At 68.5% G+C, this 16,042-nt stretch carries 13 protein-coding genes; 9 read left to right on the top strand and 4 right to left on the bottom strand.

Annotated features, from left to right (window positions below):
- The 9 genes from HCU76_RS05575 (at window position 1) to HCU76_RS05535 (ending at window position 10,464) form a co-directional block, all read left to right on the top strand.
- On the top strand, window positions 1-1,812 hold the full coding sequence (locus HCU76_RS05575) for an acyclic terpene utilization AtuA family protein (RefSeq protein WP_218508680.1): 1,812 nt from the start codon (window positions 1-3) through the stop codon (window positions 1,810-1,812).
- The gene (locus HCU76_RS05570) at window positions 1,809-2,651 is read left to right on the top strand and encodes a TetR/AcrR family transcriptional regulator (RefSeq protein WP_218508679.1); all 843 of its coding nucleotides are present in this window, start codon (window positions 1,809-1,811) and stop codon (window positions 2,649-2,651) included. The genes HCU76_RS05575 and HCU76_RS05570 overlap by 4 nt, the downstream gene beginning before the upstream one ends.
- Window positions 2,648-4,120: an acetyl/propionyl/methylcrotonyl-CoA carboxylase subunit alpha gene (locus HCU76_RS05565; RefSeq protein ID WP_218508678.1), complete on the top strand. Its 1,473-nt coding sequence runs from the start codon at window positions 2,648-2,650 to the stop codon at window positions 4,118-4,120. Before HCU76_RS05570 ends, HCU76_RS05565 begins: the two co-directional genes overlap by 4 nt.
- Window positions 4,121-4,300: 180 nt before the next feature.
- A complete protein-coding gene (locus HCU76_RS05560) occupies window positions 4,301-4,795 on the top strand; it encodes an acetyl-CoA carboxylase biotin carboxyl carrier protein subunit (RefSeq protein ID WP_218508677.1) in 495 nt (164 codons plus the stop codon).
- Window positions 4,792-6,402: an acyl-CoA carboxylase subunit beta gene (locus HCU76_RS05555; protein ID WP_218508676.1), complete on the top strand. Its 1,611-nt coding sequence runs from the start codon at window positions 4,792-4,794 to the stop codon at window positions 6,400-6,402. Before HCU76_RS05560 ends, HCU76_RS05555 begins: the two co-directional genes overlap by 4 nt.
- A 17-nt stretch (window positions 6,403-6,419) precedes the next feature.
- On the top strand, window positions 6,420-7,391 hold the full coding sequence (locus HCU76_RS05550; protein ID WP_218508675.1) for a nitronate monooxygenase family protein: 972 nt from the start codon (window positions 6,420-6,422) through the stop codon (window positions 7,389-7,391).
- On the top strand, window positions 7,391-8,044 hold the full coding sequence (locus HCU76_RS05545; protein ID WP_218508674.1) for a 2-hydroxychromene-2-carboxylate isomerase: 654 nt from the start codon (window positions 7,391-7,393) through the stop codon (window positions 8,042-8,044). The genes HCU76_RS05550 and HCU76_RS05545 overlap by 1 nt, the downstream gene beginning before the upstream one ends.
- A gap of 2 nt (window positions 8,045-8,046) precedes the next feature.
- The gene (locus tag HCU76_RS05540) at window positions 8,047-8,832 is read left to right on the top strand and encodes an enoyl-CoA hydratase/isomerase family protein (RefSeq protein WP_218508673.1); all 786 of its coding nucleotides are present in this window, start codon (window positions 8,047-8,049) and stop codon (window positions 8,830-8,832) included.
- A 21-nt stretch (window positions 8,833-8,853) separates the two neighbouring features.
- Window positions 8,854-10,464 carry an AMP-binding protein gene (locus HCU76_RS05535; protein WP_218508672.1) on the top strand — a complete coding sequence of 537 codons (1,611 nt, stop codon included), beginning with the start codon at window positions 8,854-8,856 and terminating at the stop codon, window positions 10,462-10,464.
- A gap of 275 nt (window positions 10,465-10,739) precedes the next feature.
- Here the strand turns inward: HCU76_RS05535 and HCU76_RS05530 are convergent, their stop codons facing one another.
- The 4 genes from HCU76_RS05530 to HCU76_RS05515 all read right to left on the bottom strand — a co-directional run bounded on the left by HCU76_RS05530 (window position 10,740) and on the right by HCU76_RS05515 (window position 15,955).
- Window positions 10,740-11,690 (bottom strand): AEC family transporter, encoded by a 951-nt coding sequence (locus tag HCU76_RS05530; protein WP_218508671.1) that lies wholly within the window; start codon window positions 11,688-11,690, stop codon window positions 10,740-10,742.
- Between the two features lie 216 nt (window positions 11,691-11,906).
- On the bottom strand, window positions 11,907-12,560 hold the full coding sequence (locus tag HCU76_RS05525) for an SCO family protein (RefSeq protein WP_218508670.1): 654 nt from the start codon (window positions 12,558-12,560) through the stop codon (window positions 11,907-11,909).
- Window positions 12,561-12,588: 28 nt separating this feature from the next.
- Window positions 12,589-13,701, bottom strand: a complete 1,113-nt coding sequence (locus HCU76_RS05520; RefSeq protein WP_218508669.1) for an MBL fold metallo-hydrolase — start codon at window positions 13,699-13,701, stop codon at window positions 12,589-12,591.
- A 145-nt stretch (window positions 13,702-13,846) separates the two neighbouring features.
- Window positions 13,847-15,955, bottom strand: coding sequence for a hypothetical protein (locus tag HCU76_RS05515; protein ID WP_218508668.1), 2,109 nt, complete (start codon window positions 15,953-15,955; stop codon window positions 13,847-13,849).
- Window positions 15,956-16,042: the final 87 nt, after the last annotated feature.

Genomic DNA, 16,042 nt, shown 5'->3' with positions numbered 1-16,042 from the left:
ATGAGCCGTTCGACCGTACGCACTCGCCCCTTGCGCATCGGCTGCGCGAGCGGCTTCTGGGGCGACTCGGAAGAGGGCGCCGCGCAGCTAGTTCGGCGCGGCGACATCGATTACCTGGTGTTCGACTTCCTGGCCGAGATCACGATGTCGCTGCTCGCACGGGCACGCGCCAGGTCGCCCGAGGCCGGCTATGCGCCGGACTTCGTGCGCGTGGTCACGGCGCTTGCTGGAGAGATCCAGTCGCAGGGCATCCGCGTGGTGTCCAACGCGGGCGGCGTCAATCCGGCCGCTTGCGCGCGCGCCCTGGCCGGAGAACTCCGGGCGCTCGGTGTGCCGCTGCGCATCGCGGTGGTGGAGGGCGACGACTTGTCGAGCCGTGCCGATGCGTTGCGCGCGGCCGGCACGCGCGAGATGTTCAGTGGTGCGCCGATGCCTGCGCAACTGCTGAGCCTCAATGCGTACCTCGGCGCGCAACCCATCGTCGCCGCACTGGACGCAGGGGCCGACATCGTGATCACCGGCCGCGTGGTCGACAGCGCGGTTACGTTGGCGCCGCTGGTGCATGAATTCGGCTGGGGCTGGCAGGACTGGGACCGGCTCGCCACCGGGAGCCTGGCCGGCCACCTGATCGAATGCGGCGCGCAGGCGACGGGCGGCCTCTTCACCGACTGGGAGCGCGTGCCCGGCTGGGAGGAGATGGGTTTTCCGATCGTCGAATGCGATGCGGATGGCCAAGGCTTCACGCTCACCAAGCCCGCCGGCACGGGCGGACTGGTCGAGCCAGCGACCGTGGCGGAACAACTCGTCTACGAGATCGGCGATCCGCGTGCCTACCTGCTGCCGGATGTCTGCTGCGACTTCTCCGGGGTGACGATGTTGCAAGCGGGCCCCGACAGCGTGCGGGTGACCGGCGCGCGTGGCCGACCCGCGCCGGCCACGCTCAAGGCCAGCGCCACCCATGCCGACGGCTGGCGGCTGCTGGGCACGCTGATGATCGGCGGCCCGGCCGCGGCGCGAAAGGCGCAGCGCGTGGGCGACGCGATCCTCGCGCGCTGCCGGCGACTGATCCTCGCGCGCGGCATGGCGGACTTCGACGAGACGAGCATCGAGGTGCTGGGCGCAGAGAGCACGTATGGCCCGCATGCGCGGACTGCGGACAGCCGCGAGGTAATCCTCAAACTGGCGGCGCGCCATGCGCAGCGGGCGGCGCTCGACCTACTGGCCCGCGAGATCGCCCCTTCGGCAACTTCGATGGCGCAGGGCATCACGGGCTTCGCGGCGGGCCGGCCTTCGCCGTCGCCGGTGGTGCGCCTGTTCTCGCTGCGTGTCGATCCGTCGCAGGTCGACGTGCAGGTCAGCTTGGACGGCGAACCGCTGGCATTCGAGGCGGAGCCGGTCACGCACCTTTCCAGCGATGACGGAGCCCCCGACCTTGCACAGCGCATCGATCAAAACAGCCCCACCACGCCCACTGAAACCGTGCCACTCATCCGCATCGCCCACGCCCGCAGCGGCGACAAGGGCGACATGGCCAACATCGGCGTGATCGCGCGCTCGCCGGCCGCGTACGAGGTGCTGGGCCGGGTGCTCGATGCCAGCACCGTCGCCGCCTACTTCGCCCATGTGTGCCGCGGCAAGGTGACACGCTATGCATTGCCCGGCTGCCACGCCTTCAACTTCACGCTGGAGAACGCCCTCGGCGGAGGTGGCGTCGCCTCGCTGCGCTACGACCCGCAGGGCAAGGCCTTCGCCCAGATGCTGCTGGACCTGCCGGTGGAAGTGCCACGCAGCCTGCTACAGGAATTGCCATGAAACCAGAGGCCAAGCCATCCACTTCCACCGCCAAGGTGACGCCCATCGCCGCCGGCAAGCAGACGCCTCGCCGCCTGCGACGCGCGGCCGAGATCCTCGCCGCCGCGCGCGCGGTGTTCCTGGAGAAGGGCTTCGAGCGCGCTTCGGTCGGGGAGATTGCCGCGCGTGTCGGCGTGGTCGAGGGACTGGTCTACACCTATTTCCCGACCAAGCGCGACCTGCTCAACGAAGTGCTGCGCGGCATGTACGAGCCGCTGATCGAGGACATCGCCACCAGCTTCGCGCGCATCCATGGCCTGCGCAGCCGGCTGCGCTTCCTGGTCTGGCGGCACCTGCGCGTGTACGTGGAGGAGCCGAGCCTTTCGCGCATCGTGCTGCACGAGGTGCGCACCAGCCCCGAATACTTCAAGTCCGTGCTGCACGACCTGCACGTGCGCTACACCGCCTTCCTGCTGCGCACGGTGCACGAGGCGGTGGACAGCGGCGAGTTGCCTGCGGGCACCGATGGCGAACTGGTTCGCAGCATGGTCTATGGCGGCATCGAGCATCGCATGTGGGCGCAGTTGTTCGGCCGCGGCGGTGCTGTCGACGTGGAGGCGATGGCCGACCAGTTCACCGCCTTGCTGCTGAGCGGCCTGCTGCCGTCAACGGAGGATGGCGCCGCAGCGCAGCCGGCCGCGGGCTCGCCGGCCGACATCGAGCGCCGGCTGGCACGGCTCGAGCGCATCGTCGCCAGCGCCCCGGCCGACGTGCGCACCGTGCCCACCGCCGTCACGCCGCCGACCACCGTCGCAGCGAAACAGCCTGTTGCGACCAAACGCCGCAAGGCACGTTCATGACAGCCATCCGCAAGCTCTTCATCGCCAACCGCGCCGAGATCGCGCTGCGCATCGTGCGCACCGCGCGGCGCTTGGGCATCGACACCGTCGTGCCCTGGCACCAGCAGGACCGCGCCGGCCCCGCGCTCGCAGCAGCCACCGACACCGTGGAAGTGTTCGGCCAGCCGCCGGTCGCAGCCTGGCTCGACGCACAGGCAATGATCCGCGCCGCGCGCGACAGCGGCTGCGACGCGATCCACCCTGGCTATGGCTTCCTCTCCGAAAACGCCGCCTTCGCGCAGGCCGTGGTGGACGCGGGCCTGGTGTTCGTCGGCCCGCCCGCCAAGGTGATCGAGTTGATGGGCGACAAGATCAGCGCACGCAAGTTCGCGGTGGCGCATGGCGTGCCGGTCACCCCTTCGGCCGACGAGGCGGACGATCCGTCGACCTTCGCCGCGCGTGCACGCGCCGTCGGCTTTCCGCTGCTGATCAAGGGCGCGGCCGGCGGGGGCGGCAAGGGCATGCAGATCGTCCGGGGCGAAGACGGTTTGGCGGACGCCATCACGATCGCGCGCGGCGAGAGCCAGCGCTACTTCGGCGATGGCCGGCTCTTTGCCGAGCGCTTCGTCGAGCGGCCGCGGCACATCGAGGTACAGGTCTTCGGCGATGCGCACGGCCACGTGATCCACCTTGGCGAGCGCGAGTGCTCGATCCAGCGGCGCTTCCAGAAGCTGATCGAGGAATCGCCCGCGCCCGGCCTTGCACCGGCCTTGCGCGAACGCATCTGTGCCGCCGCCGTGCGGCTGGCGGGCGCGGCCGGCTACGTCAATGCCGGCACGGTCGAATGCATCGTCTCGCCTGAGGGCGAGTTCTTCTTCCTCGAGATGAACACCCGGCTGCAGGTCGAGCATCCGGTGACGGAGATGGTCACCGGCCTCGACCTGGTCGAACTCCAGTTGCGCGTGGCGCAGGGCGAGCCGCTGGGCATCGCACAGGAAGACGTTCGCCACGCCGGTCACGCGATCGAATGCCGCATCCTGGCCGAGGACGCCGACGCCGGCTTCGTGCCCGACACCGGCCATGTGCTGCTGCTGCGCACGCCGCAGGGCCCGGGCGTGCGCTTCGACGGCGGCGTTACCGAGGGCGCCGCGGTGTCGGCGGATTTCGATTCGATGCTGGCCAAGCTGGTGGTGCATGGCGCGGACCGCGGGCTGGCGATCTCGCGCATGCGCAATGCGCTGGCCGAGACCGCGATGCTTGGCGTCACGATCAACAGCGACTACCTGGGCCGCGTGCTGCGCCACCCGGCCTTCGGTCGCGGGGAGACCGATACAGGCTTCCTCGAACGCCATCGCGCCGACCTGATGCCCGACCCGCTGAGCGATGCGCAGCGCCGCGCCGTGCTCGCGGTGGCCGCCAGCGCTGCGCCCGAGCGCAGCGCCCGACCGATTCCCGAGCCCTACGCCTCGATGGGCGCATGGCGCAACTGAAGAACCTGTGAACAAACCAGCCATGCACGCTCAGCCCGCCCAAACACGCCCACTCGTCGTTGCAAATGCTCGCCGTAGCGCGAGCTACGGCTGCGCTTTGCGCCTAGATTGGGCGCGTTTGGACGAACTGCTCGTACACGTCCGATTTATTCACAGGTTCTGAGTGGACCCCTTCAAGCCATGACCCTGCTTTCCCTCAGCGACGAGCCGTCCACGCGGCATCAGGTGCACCTGCGCCACGACGGCGTCGCCGTGGATGACGCTCGCCTGGCCGTGCGCCACACCGGCAACGGCGAGTTCAGCACCCTGGTCGATGGCCGCAGCGAGAAGCTGCTGGCCGTGGCCAACGGCGATGCCGTCTACGTGCAATTGCAGGGCCGTGCCTGGCGCGTGGAGCGCATCGATCCGACGCGCGCCAGGTCCGCGGGCGGCGCTTCCGCCGACGGCAGTTCGCAGGCGCCGATGCCCGGCGTCGTGGTGTCGCTGCACGCCGCGCCGGGCCAATTGGTGCGCCAGGGCGATGCGCTGCTCGTCATCGAGAGCATGAAGCTCCAGATGACCATCGGCGCCGCATGCGATGGCGTGGTCGCCGAGCTGCCGTTCGCCGTCGGCCAGACCTTCCAGCGCGGGGCGGTGCTGGTGCGCGTGGCCGCAGAGGAAGGGAGCGGCGCATGAGTCGTATCCAGAGCCATGTCGACACCGGCAGCGCCAGCTACCGGCAGAACCATGCCGCCATGACCGAGCGCGTCGAGGCGCTGCGCCAGCGTATCCATACGGCCCGCCACGAGCGGCCGGAGCGCGACATCGAGCGCCTGCATCGCCAGAAGAAGCTCACCGTGCGCGAACGGCTCGACCTGCTGCTCGACCCCGGCACGCCCTTCCTGGAGATCGGCACGCTGGCCGCCAACCGCGCCTATGGCGGCGAGGTGCATGGGGCGGGGCAGGTGTCGGGCATCGGCATCATCCAGGGCCGCGAGGTCATCATCCATGCCGACGATCCGAGCATCAAGGGCGGCGCCTGGTATCCGCTGTCGGTGAAGAAGATCGTGCGCACGCTCGACATCGCCATTGAGAACCGGCTGCCGGTGCTGCACCTGTGCGACAGCGCGGGCGGCTTCCTGCCCTTGCAGTCGGACCTGTTCCCGGACCGGCATGCGGCCGGCCGCATCTTCCGCAACCAGTGCACGCTGTCGAAGATGGGCGTGCCGCAGATCGCCGTCGTGCTGGGACATTGCACGGCGGGTGGCGCCTACATCCCGGCGCTGTGCGACTACAGCGTGATCGTGCGCGGCAACGGCGGCGTGTTCCTCGGCGGCCCGCCGCTGGTGAAGGCGGCCACCGGCGAGGTGGTCACGGCCGAGGCGCTCGGCGGCGCCGAGATGCACACGACCGTCTCCGGCACCTGCGACTACGCCGCCGACGACGAGCCGCATGCCTTTGCCATCGCGCGCGACATCCTGGCCCAGACCACGCCCATCCGGAAGCAGGCCATCGACCGCGTCGAGGCAGAGCCCCCGCACTACGACCCGCAGGAGCTGTACGGCATCATCCCGACCGACTGGAAGACCGGCTTCGACATGCGCGAGGTGATCGCGCGCATCGTTGACGGCAGCAACTTCCACGAATACCAGCCGGGCTACGGCACCACGATGGTCTGCGGCTATGCGCGCATCTGGGGCTGCAAGGTCGGCATCCTCGCCAACAACGGCGTGCTCTTCAACGACAGCTCGCTCAAGGCCGCGCACTTCATGCGGCTGTGCGACCGTGACCGCACGCCGCTGGTCTTCCTGCAGAACATCACCGGCTATATGGTCGGGCGCGAGTACGAGGAGCGCGGCATCACCAAGGACGGCGCGAAGATGATCATGACGCAGGTCGGCTGCACCGTGCCGAAGTTCACAGTGATCGTCGGCGGCTCCTTCGGCGCCGGCAACTACGGCATGTGCGGACGCGCCTTCGACGGCCGCTTCCTCTGGATGTGGCCGCAGTCGCAGATCGCGGTCATGGGCGCGGAGCAGGCCGCCAACACGCTGGCCGAGGTCAAGGTGCGGCAGCTGGAGCGCAAGGGCCACACGCTTTCGGCCGAAGAGGTGGCTGCGATCCGCGACCCGGTGCTCAAGAGCTTCGAGGAGGAGAGCGATGCCTACCACTCGACCTCGGAACTGTGGGACGACGGCATCCTCGATCCGGTCGACACGCGCAACGCGCTCGGCATGGCCATCGTCGCCTCGCTCAATGCGCCCTTCGACGACGACATCGGCTACGGCGTGTTGCGGCTCTGAGGGCCACGCGATCCACCATGCCATTGCCCACGCTGTTCCAGAACGCCCTGTCGGTCCCGGTCATCGGCGCGCCGATGTTCCTGGTGTCCTTTCCGCCGCTGGTGACGGCCTTGTGCAAGGCCGGCGTGGTCGGCACCTTTCCGCACGTCAATGCGCGACCGACGGCGCAGCTCGATGACTGGCTCAGCGAGATCGAGCGCGAGCTGGCATCGTCCCGCGCGGCCGACCCGCAAGCCGTCATCGCGCCGTTCGGCATCAACCTCGTGGTGCACCACACCAATCCGCGCTTCGAGCCGGACCTCGAAGTGGTGGTGGCGCACAAGGTGCGTTTCGTCATCACCTGCCTCGGCAATCCGGCGCCGGTCGTGCAGGCGGTGCATGCCTATGGCGGCACGGTCTTCTGTGACGTCACGAGCGCCGGGCATGCACGCAAGTCGGCGCGGGCCGGCGTCGATGGCCTGATCTGCGTCGGCGCCGGCGCAGGTGGCCACGCGTCGAGCCAGGGCGCGTTCTCGCTGGTGCGCGAGATCCGCGAGTTCTGGCACGGCAGCCTGGTGCTGGGCGGCGCCATCAACGACGGCTGGCAGGTGCGCGCAGCCGAGATGCTCGGCGCCGACCTGGCCTACATGGGCACGCGCTTCCTGGCCACGCGCGAGTCGCAGGCGCAGCAGTCCTACAAGCAGATGGTGGTCGATGCCGGCGTGGCCGACCTGATCTACACCGACCGCTTCTCCGGCGTGCCGGCCAATTTCCTGCGCGCGTCGATCGATCGCTTCGGCATCGACGTCGCCACCCTGCCGCCGAAGAAGCCCGACATGGCGTCGCTGACCGACACCGAGGCCCGCGTCTGGAAAGACCTGTGGAGCGCAGGGCAGGGCGTGGCCACGATCCACGACATCCCGACCGTCGCCGAACTCGTCAGGCGCATAGCCGACGAATACCGGGCTGCCTGCCGCATTCCGCCGAGCCCCGCGCTGCGGACGGCCTGATGACCATGCAAGCACCCGCGCCGATCGATTTCTGGTTCGACTTCGCGTCGCCCTATGGCTACTTCATGGGCGAAAAGATCGACGCGCTGGCTGCGCGCCATGGTCGCAGCGTGCGCTGGCGCCCGATCCTGTTGTTTGCCGTGCTGCGCGCGCTGGCGTTGCCCGCGCCGCTGGAGAACCCCGTCAAGCGCGACTACATGGCGCATGACTTCGAACGCTCGGCGCGGCACCTGGGCGTGGACTTCCAGTTGCCCGCGGGCTTTCCGGCGATCACCCAGCATGCGGCGCGCGGCTTCTACCTGCTGGAGGCCATCGATGCGCAGGCCGCGGTGCGTTTCGCCCGCGGCGTGATGCGCGCGTACTTCGTCGACGCGGCGCCGATCGGCGACCCGGCGGTCGTGGCGCGATGGCTGGCCGCGCAGGCGCCCGTCCTCGGCGATGCGGATGCCTGCCTGCAACTGTTGCAAGGCGCGCAGGCGAAGTCCCTGCTGGCGGCAGCAGTCGATGAAGCCGTGCGCCAGCGCGTCTTCGGCTCGCCCTTCGTGATGGTGGACGGCGAGCCATTCTTCGGCGTCGATCGATTGCCGCAGATCGACGCCGTGCTCGCCGGCGCCCTGGCTTCGCGGCCCTTCACTGCACTCGCCCCGCCCTGACCATGCAAGACCCACCCATCGAGCTCTTCAACGAAGGCGCCGTCGGCGTCATGCGCTTCAACAGTCCGCGCACGCTCAATGCGCTGGACGTGCCGATGCTGCTCGCGATGGAACAGGCGCTCGACCGTCTCGCGCAGGACCCGTCGGTGCGCGCCATCGTCATCACCGGCGTGGGTGATCGCGCCTTCGTGGCGGGTGGCGATATCCGGGACCTGAACACGCGGCGCGGCCTCGCGCACCATGGCGAGTTCGGCGAGGTAGTGAGCCGCGTTTTCCGGCGCCTGGAGAGCTGCAGCAAGCCGACGCTGGCCGCCGTCAACGGCTGGGCGCTGGGCGGCGGCATGGAACTGCTGCTGTGCACCGACATCCGCCTGATCGCCGACGGCGCGCAGATCGGGCTGCCCGAGATCAAGCTGGGCCTGTTCCCCGGCGGCGGCGGCTCGCAGCGCCTGATGCGCCAACTGCCCCTGTGCCAGGCCAAGCTGCTGATGTTCACAGGCGATTCGATCAGCGCCGCGGAAGCGCTCTCGCTAGGGCTGGTCAATCGCGTGGTGCCGGCCGTGCAATTGATGGCCGAGACGATGGCGCTGGCGCAGCGCATCGCGGCGCAATCCCCGGTCGCCCTCCGGATGTTGAAGCGCGCGATGCTGCATGGATCGGAGATGCCGCTCGATGCCGCGCTCGAATACGAACAGGCCATGATCAGCCTCGTGTTCGACAGCGACGACGCGCACGAGGGCTGCAGCGCCTTCATCGAGAAGCGCCCGCCGCACTTCACCGGGCACTGAACAACAACGACAGGAGACAACATGGAACAAGACCAGCGCATCGACCGCAACCTGATCCAGCGCGTCAACGTCGGCGACCTGCTGACGCGCAGCGCCGCACGCGGGCCGGCGAAGGACTGCGTGATCGATGGCGAACGGCGATTCAGCTATGGCGAATTCGAGGCGCTCGCCAACCGGGTCGCGCATGGCCTGCTGTCGCTGGGCTACGGCCCCGGCGATGCACTCGCGCTGATGTCCGCCAACAGCGCCGAGTTCCTTGCCACCTACTTCGCCTGCGCCAAGGTCGGCGTGGTCTGCGTGCCGATCAACCTGTTCTGGCGCAACCGCGAACTGGCCTATGTGCTGGGCCACGCGAAAGTGCGCGGCGCGGTGGTGACCACCGACCTGTTCGAGCAGTTCAGCACCGGCCTGGAGCCCGGCCTGGCCTTGCGCGAGGTCATCGTCATCGGGGACATCGACAAGGTGCGCGGGCAGCTGGCGAACACCTATGCGCTGCACGCCTACGACGCGCTTCAGCGAGCGCAGCCGGCGCACGTGCCGCCGGTCTTCGTCGAGGACCGGGCGCCGCTGTCCTACCTCTACACCAGCGGCACCACCTCCGCGCCGAAGGGCGTGGTCGGCAGCCAGCTCGCCATCTACCTCGAGTCGCTCGGCACCGCCATCGACACGCGCATGAGCGCCGACGAGCGTGCGGTGGCGCTGATGCCGATGTTCCATACCGCGCAGATCAACGCGATCTGCACGCCGGTGATCGCCGTCGGTGGCGCCATCTGCGTCATGCAGGGCTTCGATGCGCAACGGCTGCTCGACCTGGTCGAGAAGGAGAAGCTCACGCTGCTGTTCGGCCTGCCGATGATGTACCGCGCACTGCTCGAGGCGCAGCGCGAGCGCCCACGCGACGTGCGCAGCCTGCGCCTGGCCGTGTATGCGATGGCGCCGATGCCCGACCACGAACTGCGCGCGGCCATCGAGACCTTTGGCTGCGGCTTCTCGCTGATGTTCGGCCAGACCGAGATGAGCCCGGTCGCGACCTTCTTCCGGCCGGAGCACCAGCTCAGCCATCCCGGCGCGGCCGGCACGCCGGGGATCAACGTGCAGGTGGCCATCGTTGGTCCGGACGGCGCCGGGTTGCCGCAAGGCGAGGCCGGTGAGATCGTCTATCGCAGCCCGCAGGCGTTGTCAGGCTACCTGCATGACGAGGCGGCCACGCAGCAGGCGTTCAAGCACGGCTGGTTCCATTCGGGCGACGTCGGCTATTTCGACGCCGACGGCCTGTTGTGGTTCAAGGATCGCTTCAAGGACGTGATCAAGAGCGGCGGCGAGAACATTGCCTCGATCGAGGTCGAGAAGGCCCTCTATGAAGCGGAGCCTGCGATCGCGGAAGTGGTGGTGATCGGCCTGCCGCACGCGCACTGGAGCGAGGCCGTGACCGCGGTGTTGGTGACGCGGCCGGGCGCATTGCTGGACCAGGACGCGCTCGACCGCCGCCTTCGCGAAAAGTTGAGCCCGTACAAGTGCCCGAAGGCGTACATCGTCGTCGATGCGTTGCCCAAGACCGCCACCGGCAAGATCCAGAAGTCCGTGCTGCGGGAGCGCCATGCCGGGTATTTCAGGGAAGCGGAGGGCAGGTGATCTGCGCCTCGGTGAGACGCTGAGCATCTGGCATGTGGTGGCCTGGTCGTCGTCCAGGCCCCTGGCCGCGCCTCACCGGCTTTCAAGGGAAGGCAACTGCCAATCCACCGAAGCCGCATCCGCGGGCAGGGTGGCAGTCAATACGGCGGCGGCTGCGAGGGAAACCAGCGAGGCAAGGATGAATTGGGTCATGCAGCAAGTTTCCGCGGGCGCCGTCATGGGCGCCTGTCGGAACGTGCCTCGTCGCGCTGCGCGCCGACGCCATGTCTTCAGGCTCAGGCCAGCCACGCGACCGCCACCGAAAAGCTGACGAAGGACAGCATTGTGGTGATGAGCACGATGCGTGCGATGCGGCCGGTGTCGGCACTGAATCGCTCGGCCAGCATGGGGATGCTGCTGGCGCTGGGCAGCGCGGCGATGAGCACCAGCACGACGAGCGCGAAATCGTCGAGCGGCACGCCGATGGCCTGTGCCAGCTTGCCGACGCCCAGCACCAGCGCCGGATGCACGAAGAGCTTGCAGAGCACGATCAGCGGGACGTCGCCGACGCCCCTGGAGGCCGTCTCCTTCTGCGGCCGCGCCAGCACCGCGCCGATGGTGAACAGCGCCACCGGCGACGCCCCGTCGGCCAGCATGCCGACCGAATTGCGGGCCGGCTCCCACAGCCGGAAGCCGGTGGCGGCGGTCAGGCACCCGAGCCCGATGGCCCAGGGCAGGGGGTTTTTCAGCATGCCTTTCAACGCATTGCCGATGGCGCGCGAGACGCCGTGCTCGTTGGCGCTGTCCAGGCGCGACAGGGCAATGCACAGCGACGAAGTCACGACCATGTCGATGGCCAGCGCCACGATGGCCGGGCCGGCCGCGCGCTGGCCGAGCAGGGCCACGAGCAACGGCACGCCCATGAAGCCCGAGTTCGGGAATGCCGCGACCAGGGCGCCGAAGGACGCGTCGTTCCAGCCGATGTTCCCGCGCCGGGTGGCCAGGATCGCGAGCGCCACGATCAACAGTGCGCACAGCAGGTAGACCGACGAGACCGTGGGATCGAGCAGGCGCACGATCGGCGTGGTCGCCGCAAAGCGATACAGCATGCAGGGCAGGGCGAAGTACAGCACGAAGACGTTCAGCCCCGGAATCGCCTCCAGCGGCAGCAGCCCTGCGCGCGCCACGATCCAGCCGCAGAACACCAGCGCGAAGAAGGGAGCGGTGACGAGCAGGATCTGTTGCATGCGGTGGTTCGTGTCACTGCGTCGCGGCGCTGGACATGCGCTCGCGCAGTGTGCGGTGGAGGATCTTGCCGGTGGTGGTGCGGGGCATCCCGGCGTCGCTGATGAAGGCGATGGTACGTTGCCGTTTGTACCGGCCATGCGCTCGCGGCGCCAGCGATGACGTCCGTTCGGCCGGTGCGTCAAGCCTGACAAGCCGACGAGGACAGGGTCTTCACTTCACTGCGAACGCTCAGGTGCAGGCAACATCGCCCTCATCTGCGCGGCAATCCGCTCGCCGCTGGTGGCAGGCGGAAAGTAACCGACATACTGGCCCGCTTCGTTGAGCACATAGGTGAACGACGTGTGGTCGATCATGTAGAAACGCGACCCTGGTATTGGCACCTTCTCGTAGAACACCTTGTACGACAACGCGACCCGCCGCACCTCCTCTTCGGTGCCGCCAAGAGCGACAAGGCGCGGATTGAAACTCCGGACATAGGCAGCCAGCACGGCCGGCGTATCGCGCAACGGATCGAGCGTCACGAACACGGGCTGGACGCGGCCCCCGTCGGCTCCAAGGGCGGTGATCGCGGCGGCCATGTCGGCCAGGGCCGTGGGGCACGCATCCGGGCAGCCCGTGTAGCCGAAGTACATCAGCACCACCTTGCCGCGCCACTGCGCCGGCCCTACGCGGCGACCGTCCGGGTCGGTGAGCTGGAACGGTCCGCCGATGGGCTGCCCGGTGCCGGTCATGAGTTCGTTCATGAGGCGCGCAGCCTCGGCACGAACGGGCGTGCCCGCTGCCTCTTCGGCCTTGCCGCAGGCGGGTGCGAAAGCTGCCCACGCACCCAGCGTCCATGCGGCCAAGAGCCCGGCGGCGCGGCGAGTCATCGTCGTCGTCCGATGGGCCACAGGCACGTCATGCGCCGAACGTGAACTCGGTACCCGTCGTCGACGGAACCACCTGCTCCGGCATCATGTTGCGCAAGGCGGTCATCAAGCCGGGCCCGGAGCAGTGCATGGGGATCAGCACATCCGGATTGATCTTGCCCAGTTCCACGACGGTCTGCTTCAGGTAGGCATCATCGGCCGGAAAGAGATGGAAGCCGCCGACGATCGCATGCACCTTGTCGATCCCCGACACCTTCATCGCCTGCCGCGTCGAATTGACGATGCCCGCATGCCCGCAGGAAGAAATGACGATGAGGCCCCGGTCCTTGAGGTGGAAGCAGGTGGCGTGCTCGTTGAGGTGCTGGTCGGGCACGGGCTTGCCCTCGGCCTTGGCCGCGGCCGCAGGAATGTCGCAGCCAAGTCCATCCTTCATGGCGTAGTCGACAAAGGTGTTCGGCAGCACACGTTCGAACGAATTGCGTTCGATCACGCCGGTGGTGAAGGCCTGGTCCGCAATCACGGTGGGTGTCGGGCACAGGACGACACGAACCTTCAGCGCCTCGAGTTCGCGGCGATCGAGCACGCCGAACTCGGCAAACTGCCCCGGCGCGCCACCTGCGTTCACGCGGCGGCAGAAGTTGTCCTCGCCGCCTGCGTAGAGCGTCAAGGGGGTCGGCAACTTCGCGCGATTCTGCTGGATGAACGGGATCAGGCCGCCGAAGTGGTCGTAGTGGCCGTGGCTGAGGATGAATGCCTGTGCCCTGGAGGGGTCGACGCCCATGATGGCGATGTTGTTGGTCAGCGCGTCGACGGTGTAGGCGAAGTCGAGCATCAGGTCGCGCGTCTGGCCGCCGGCCTGCGATTGCAGGGCGAGGGCCAGGCCCCACTCGTTGTGCAAGGTCTTGCGGAAGTCACCCGCCGCGGCCAGCCCGGCACGCTTGACCTTCACCCACGGGGAAGGGGTGGTGCGCGGTGTGTCGTAGCTGCTGTCGACGAGCACCTTGATGGTCAGGCGGTCGATCTGCGGGACGGGAATGGGAGGGGGCGGCTGCTGCGCCGATGCCATGCGGGCACTCAGGCCCGCGGAGGCGAGCGCGGCAGAGCCCAGGAGAAATCTTCGACGTTGGATGCTGTTGGCCACGGCGACCTCCATGCGAGCGAATGCACGATGATGCTTCGACTCCGGATGCGCAGCCTAGTACGACCCGGCTGACCCTGCACTGACACCTGGCGGGCGCCGCCGCGGCCCCGACAAGGCCTGCCGTACAGGCATGGCGGGAGGGACCTCAGGGCAAATGCAGGAGGTCCAGCTTCCACACCACCATGGCCACGAGCGATGCCAGCGCCAGCGCGGAGAGCGGCGCTCCCAGGCCGACGCGCCCGGCGTAGGGATCGTGCAGCAGTCGCAGCGCCTGGCGCGGGATGTGTGCGGTCTTCGACAGCGAGGCGCCGAGCCGCACGTTGACCTTCATGCGGCCGTTGATGGCCCAGCCGCTGGCATCGAGCAGCGGCCCCAGGCTGCGCTGGCGCAGCTTGAGCCAGGCGATCAGCATGCTGGGGCCGGAGATGGCAAGGATCACACCCGCGATCGCCATCGGAATCCATTGCCCCAGGTCGATGAACTTGCTGAACAAGGCCACGAGCACGGCGCTGATGCTGCCCATCGCGACGCCGATGGCCGCCACCGTCCCGACGTCGATGCGGCCGCGCGTGCGCACCGCTGCCACGCCGGCCGACGCGGTCTTGTCCGCGGTTGCCAGTCCGCTGGCCAATGAGCTGAGCGTTCCCTGCGCGTTGGCGTCGCTGGCGGCGGCGCGCCGCGCGACCTGTTCCTCGATCATGCGCACGAATTTCTTGTAGGGGGAGAAGAAGGCCTGCACCACGCTGGTCGGGTTCTCGATCAGCCGCGTGATGGTCGCGTCCCAGTCGCGGCCTTGCCGGTCGTAGAAGACGCCGTTGCGCCCGGCGAAGAGGAAGTCGACGTCGCCGGCGGTGAAGGCCGCGACGATGCTCATCTTCTCCTCCCCGCGCCGGCATTCGCAGTAGGCCAGGCAGGTCTTGGCCAGGCCCGCCAGCACCGCATGCTGCTTCACGTCGTCCACGCGCACCGCGAGGTCGCAACTGCGGCTGTCGAGGTAGAGCGTGCCGGCCTGGAAGATCGCGCCCTCGCGGCGATAGAAGGCCTTGAAGGAGACGAAGTTCTCCAGCAGCCGCAGCAGGTCGCGCTTGAAGCGCAGCAGTTTTTCGAGATCGCGCAGGCGTGCGTTGTGCGGGCCGGCTTCCTCGTCCTGCTCGATGAGCGCCATCACCGGGGCCTGCATCGCGGTCAGCGCGGTGATGGTCGCGCTGTCCAGTTCCGACAGCGGCGATCGCGGCTTCGCCGCCAGCCAGGCCCGGCAGGAAGCGACTCGGTGCAGCAGTTCGTTCCATTGGTGCTCGTCGATCTGGTTGGCTTCCCCGATCAAGGGCGCAACGGCATCCTGCTGCAGCGTGGCGAGCGCCCGTGCCCATGCCGGGTTGGCGCCGCTTCGCAAGGGCAGCGTGCGACCCGGTGCGATGGTCGCGAGCGGCAGCGCGGCGATGCGCGGGTTGTCGAGCGTCAGTTCCTCCGCACCGATGGCCTCATAGGTCTCGGGCGAAGCGTTGAGCGCAGCCACCGCCTGGATGTCGTAGGCGGCCACGCGGCATCGCGCGAAGAAGTCGTCGACCTTCTCGCGCACGGCTTCGACGGCCTCGGCCGCCTGCAGCATGCGTCCGTCGTGGCAGGCCGCGCCGTCGTCGCCGGCCTGCCAGAGACGCATGGCCTCGACTTCGGCGAAGAAGGCTTCGGCATGGGCCCGGTCGACGCCGTCGACGCCGTTGCAGTCCTTGACGCTGCCCTGGGTCTCGGCGATCCATTGCAGCGTGCGGCGCACGGGCTCCTCGGCCGTGATGTCGGGGCCGATGATGCCGTCGCCGTTGAAACGCATGGCGGCGAGCGTGTCGCTGCGCTGCATGACGTCGTCGAGCGTGACGACGCCCGCGTCCTCCTTCTGCAGGTGGCGCAGCACGCGAAGGGCTTCTTCGCCCAGCGGCAGGTCGTCCCCTTCGGAGTCGCGGAATGCGTCCAGGGCGATGCTGTCGCCGCCTGCCATGAGCTCGTCGGGGTTGCGCAGGTGCGCGCATGCCCATTCGCAGGCGGCGATGAGTTCCGGTGGTCGGATGCGTCCGTCCTGGTCGGCGTCGACGAAGTCGAGCGTGCGGGCGTCGAACTCCACGCCGCGCGTGGGGCAGGCGAGTGCGACCCAGAGCTTCTGGTCGAGTTCGCCGATGTGTGCGATGTCGGCGCCGTCGCGGATCAGGACCTGGTCCACGCCGCCGGCGCGGAAGAACTTGAATTCGTGGGATGTAAGCATTGAACGGCGGATTTTTCGCGTGCCCCCTGCGGCCGCCTTGTAGGCATTTGGAGCATGTGGGCGCAGGAGCCTCGACCCGCTCGAGTG

The sequence above is a fragment of the Variovorax sp. dw_308 genome (genome assembly GCF_019207085.1).
In the GTDB taxonomy this organism is placed as follows: Bacteria; Pseudomonadota; Gammaproteobacteria; order Burkholderiales; family Burkholderiaceae_C; genus Variovorax.
The sequence above is the reverse complement of the archived record's forward strand: the minus strand, read 5'-3'. Positions and strand labels throughout refer to the sequence as shown.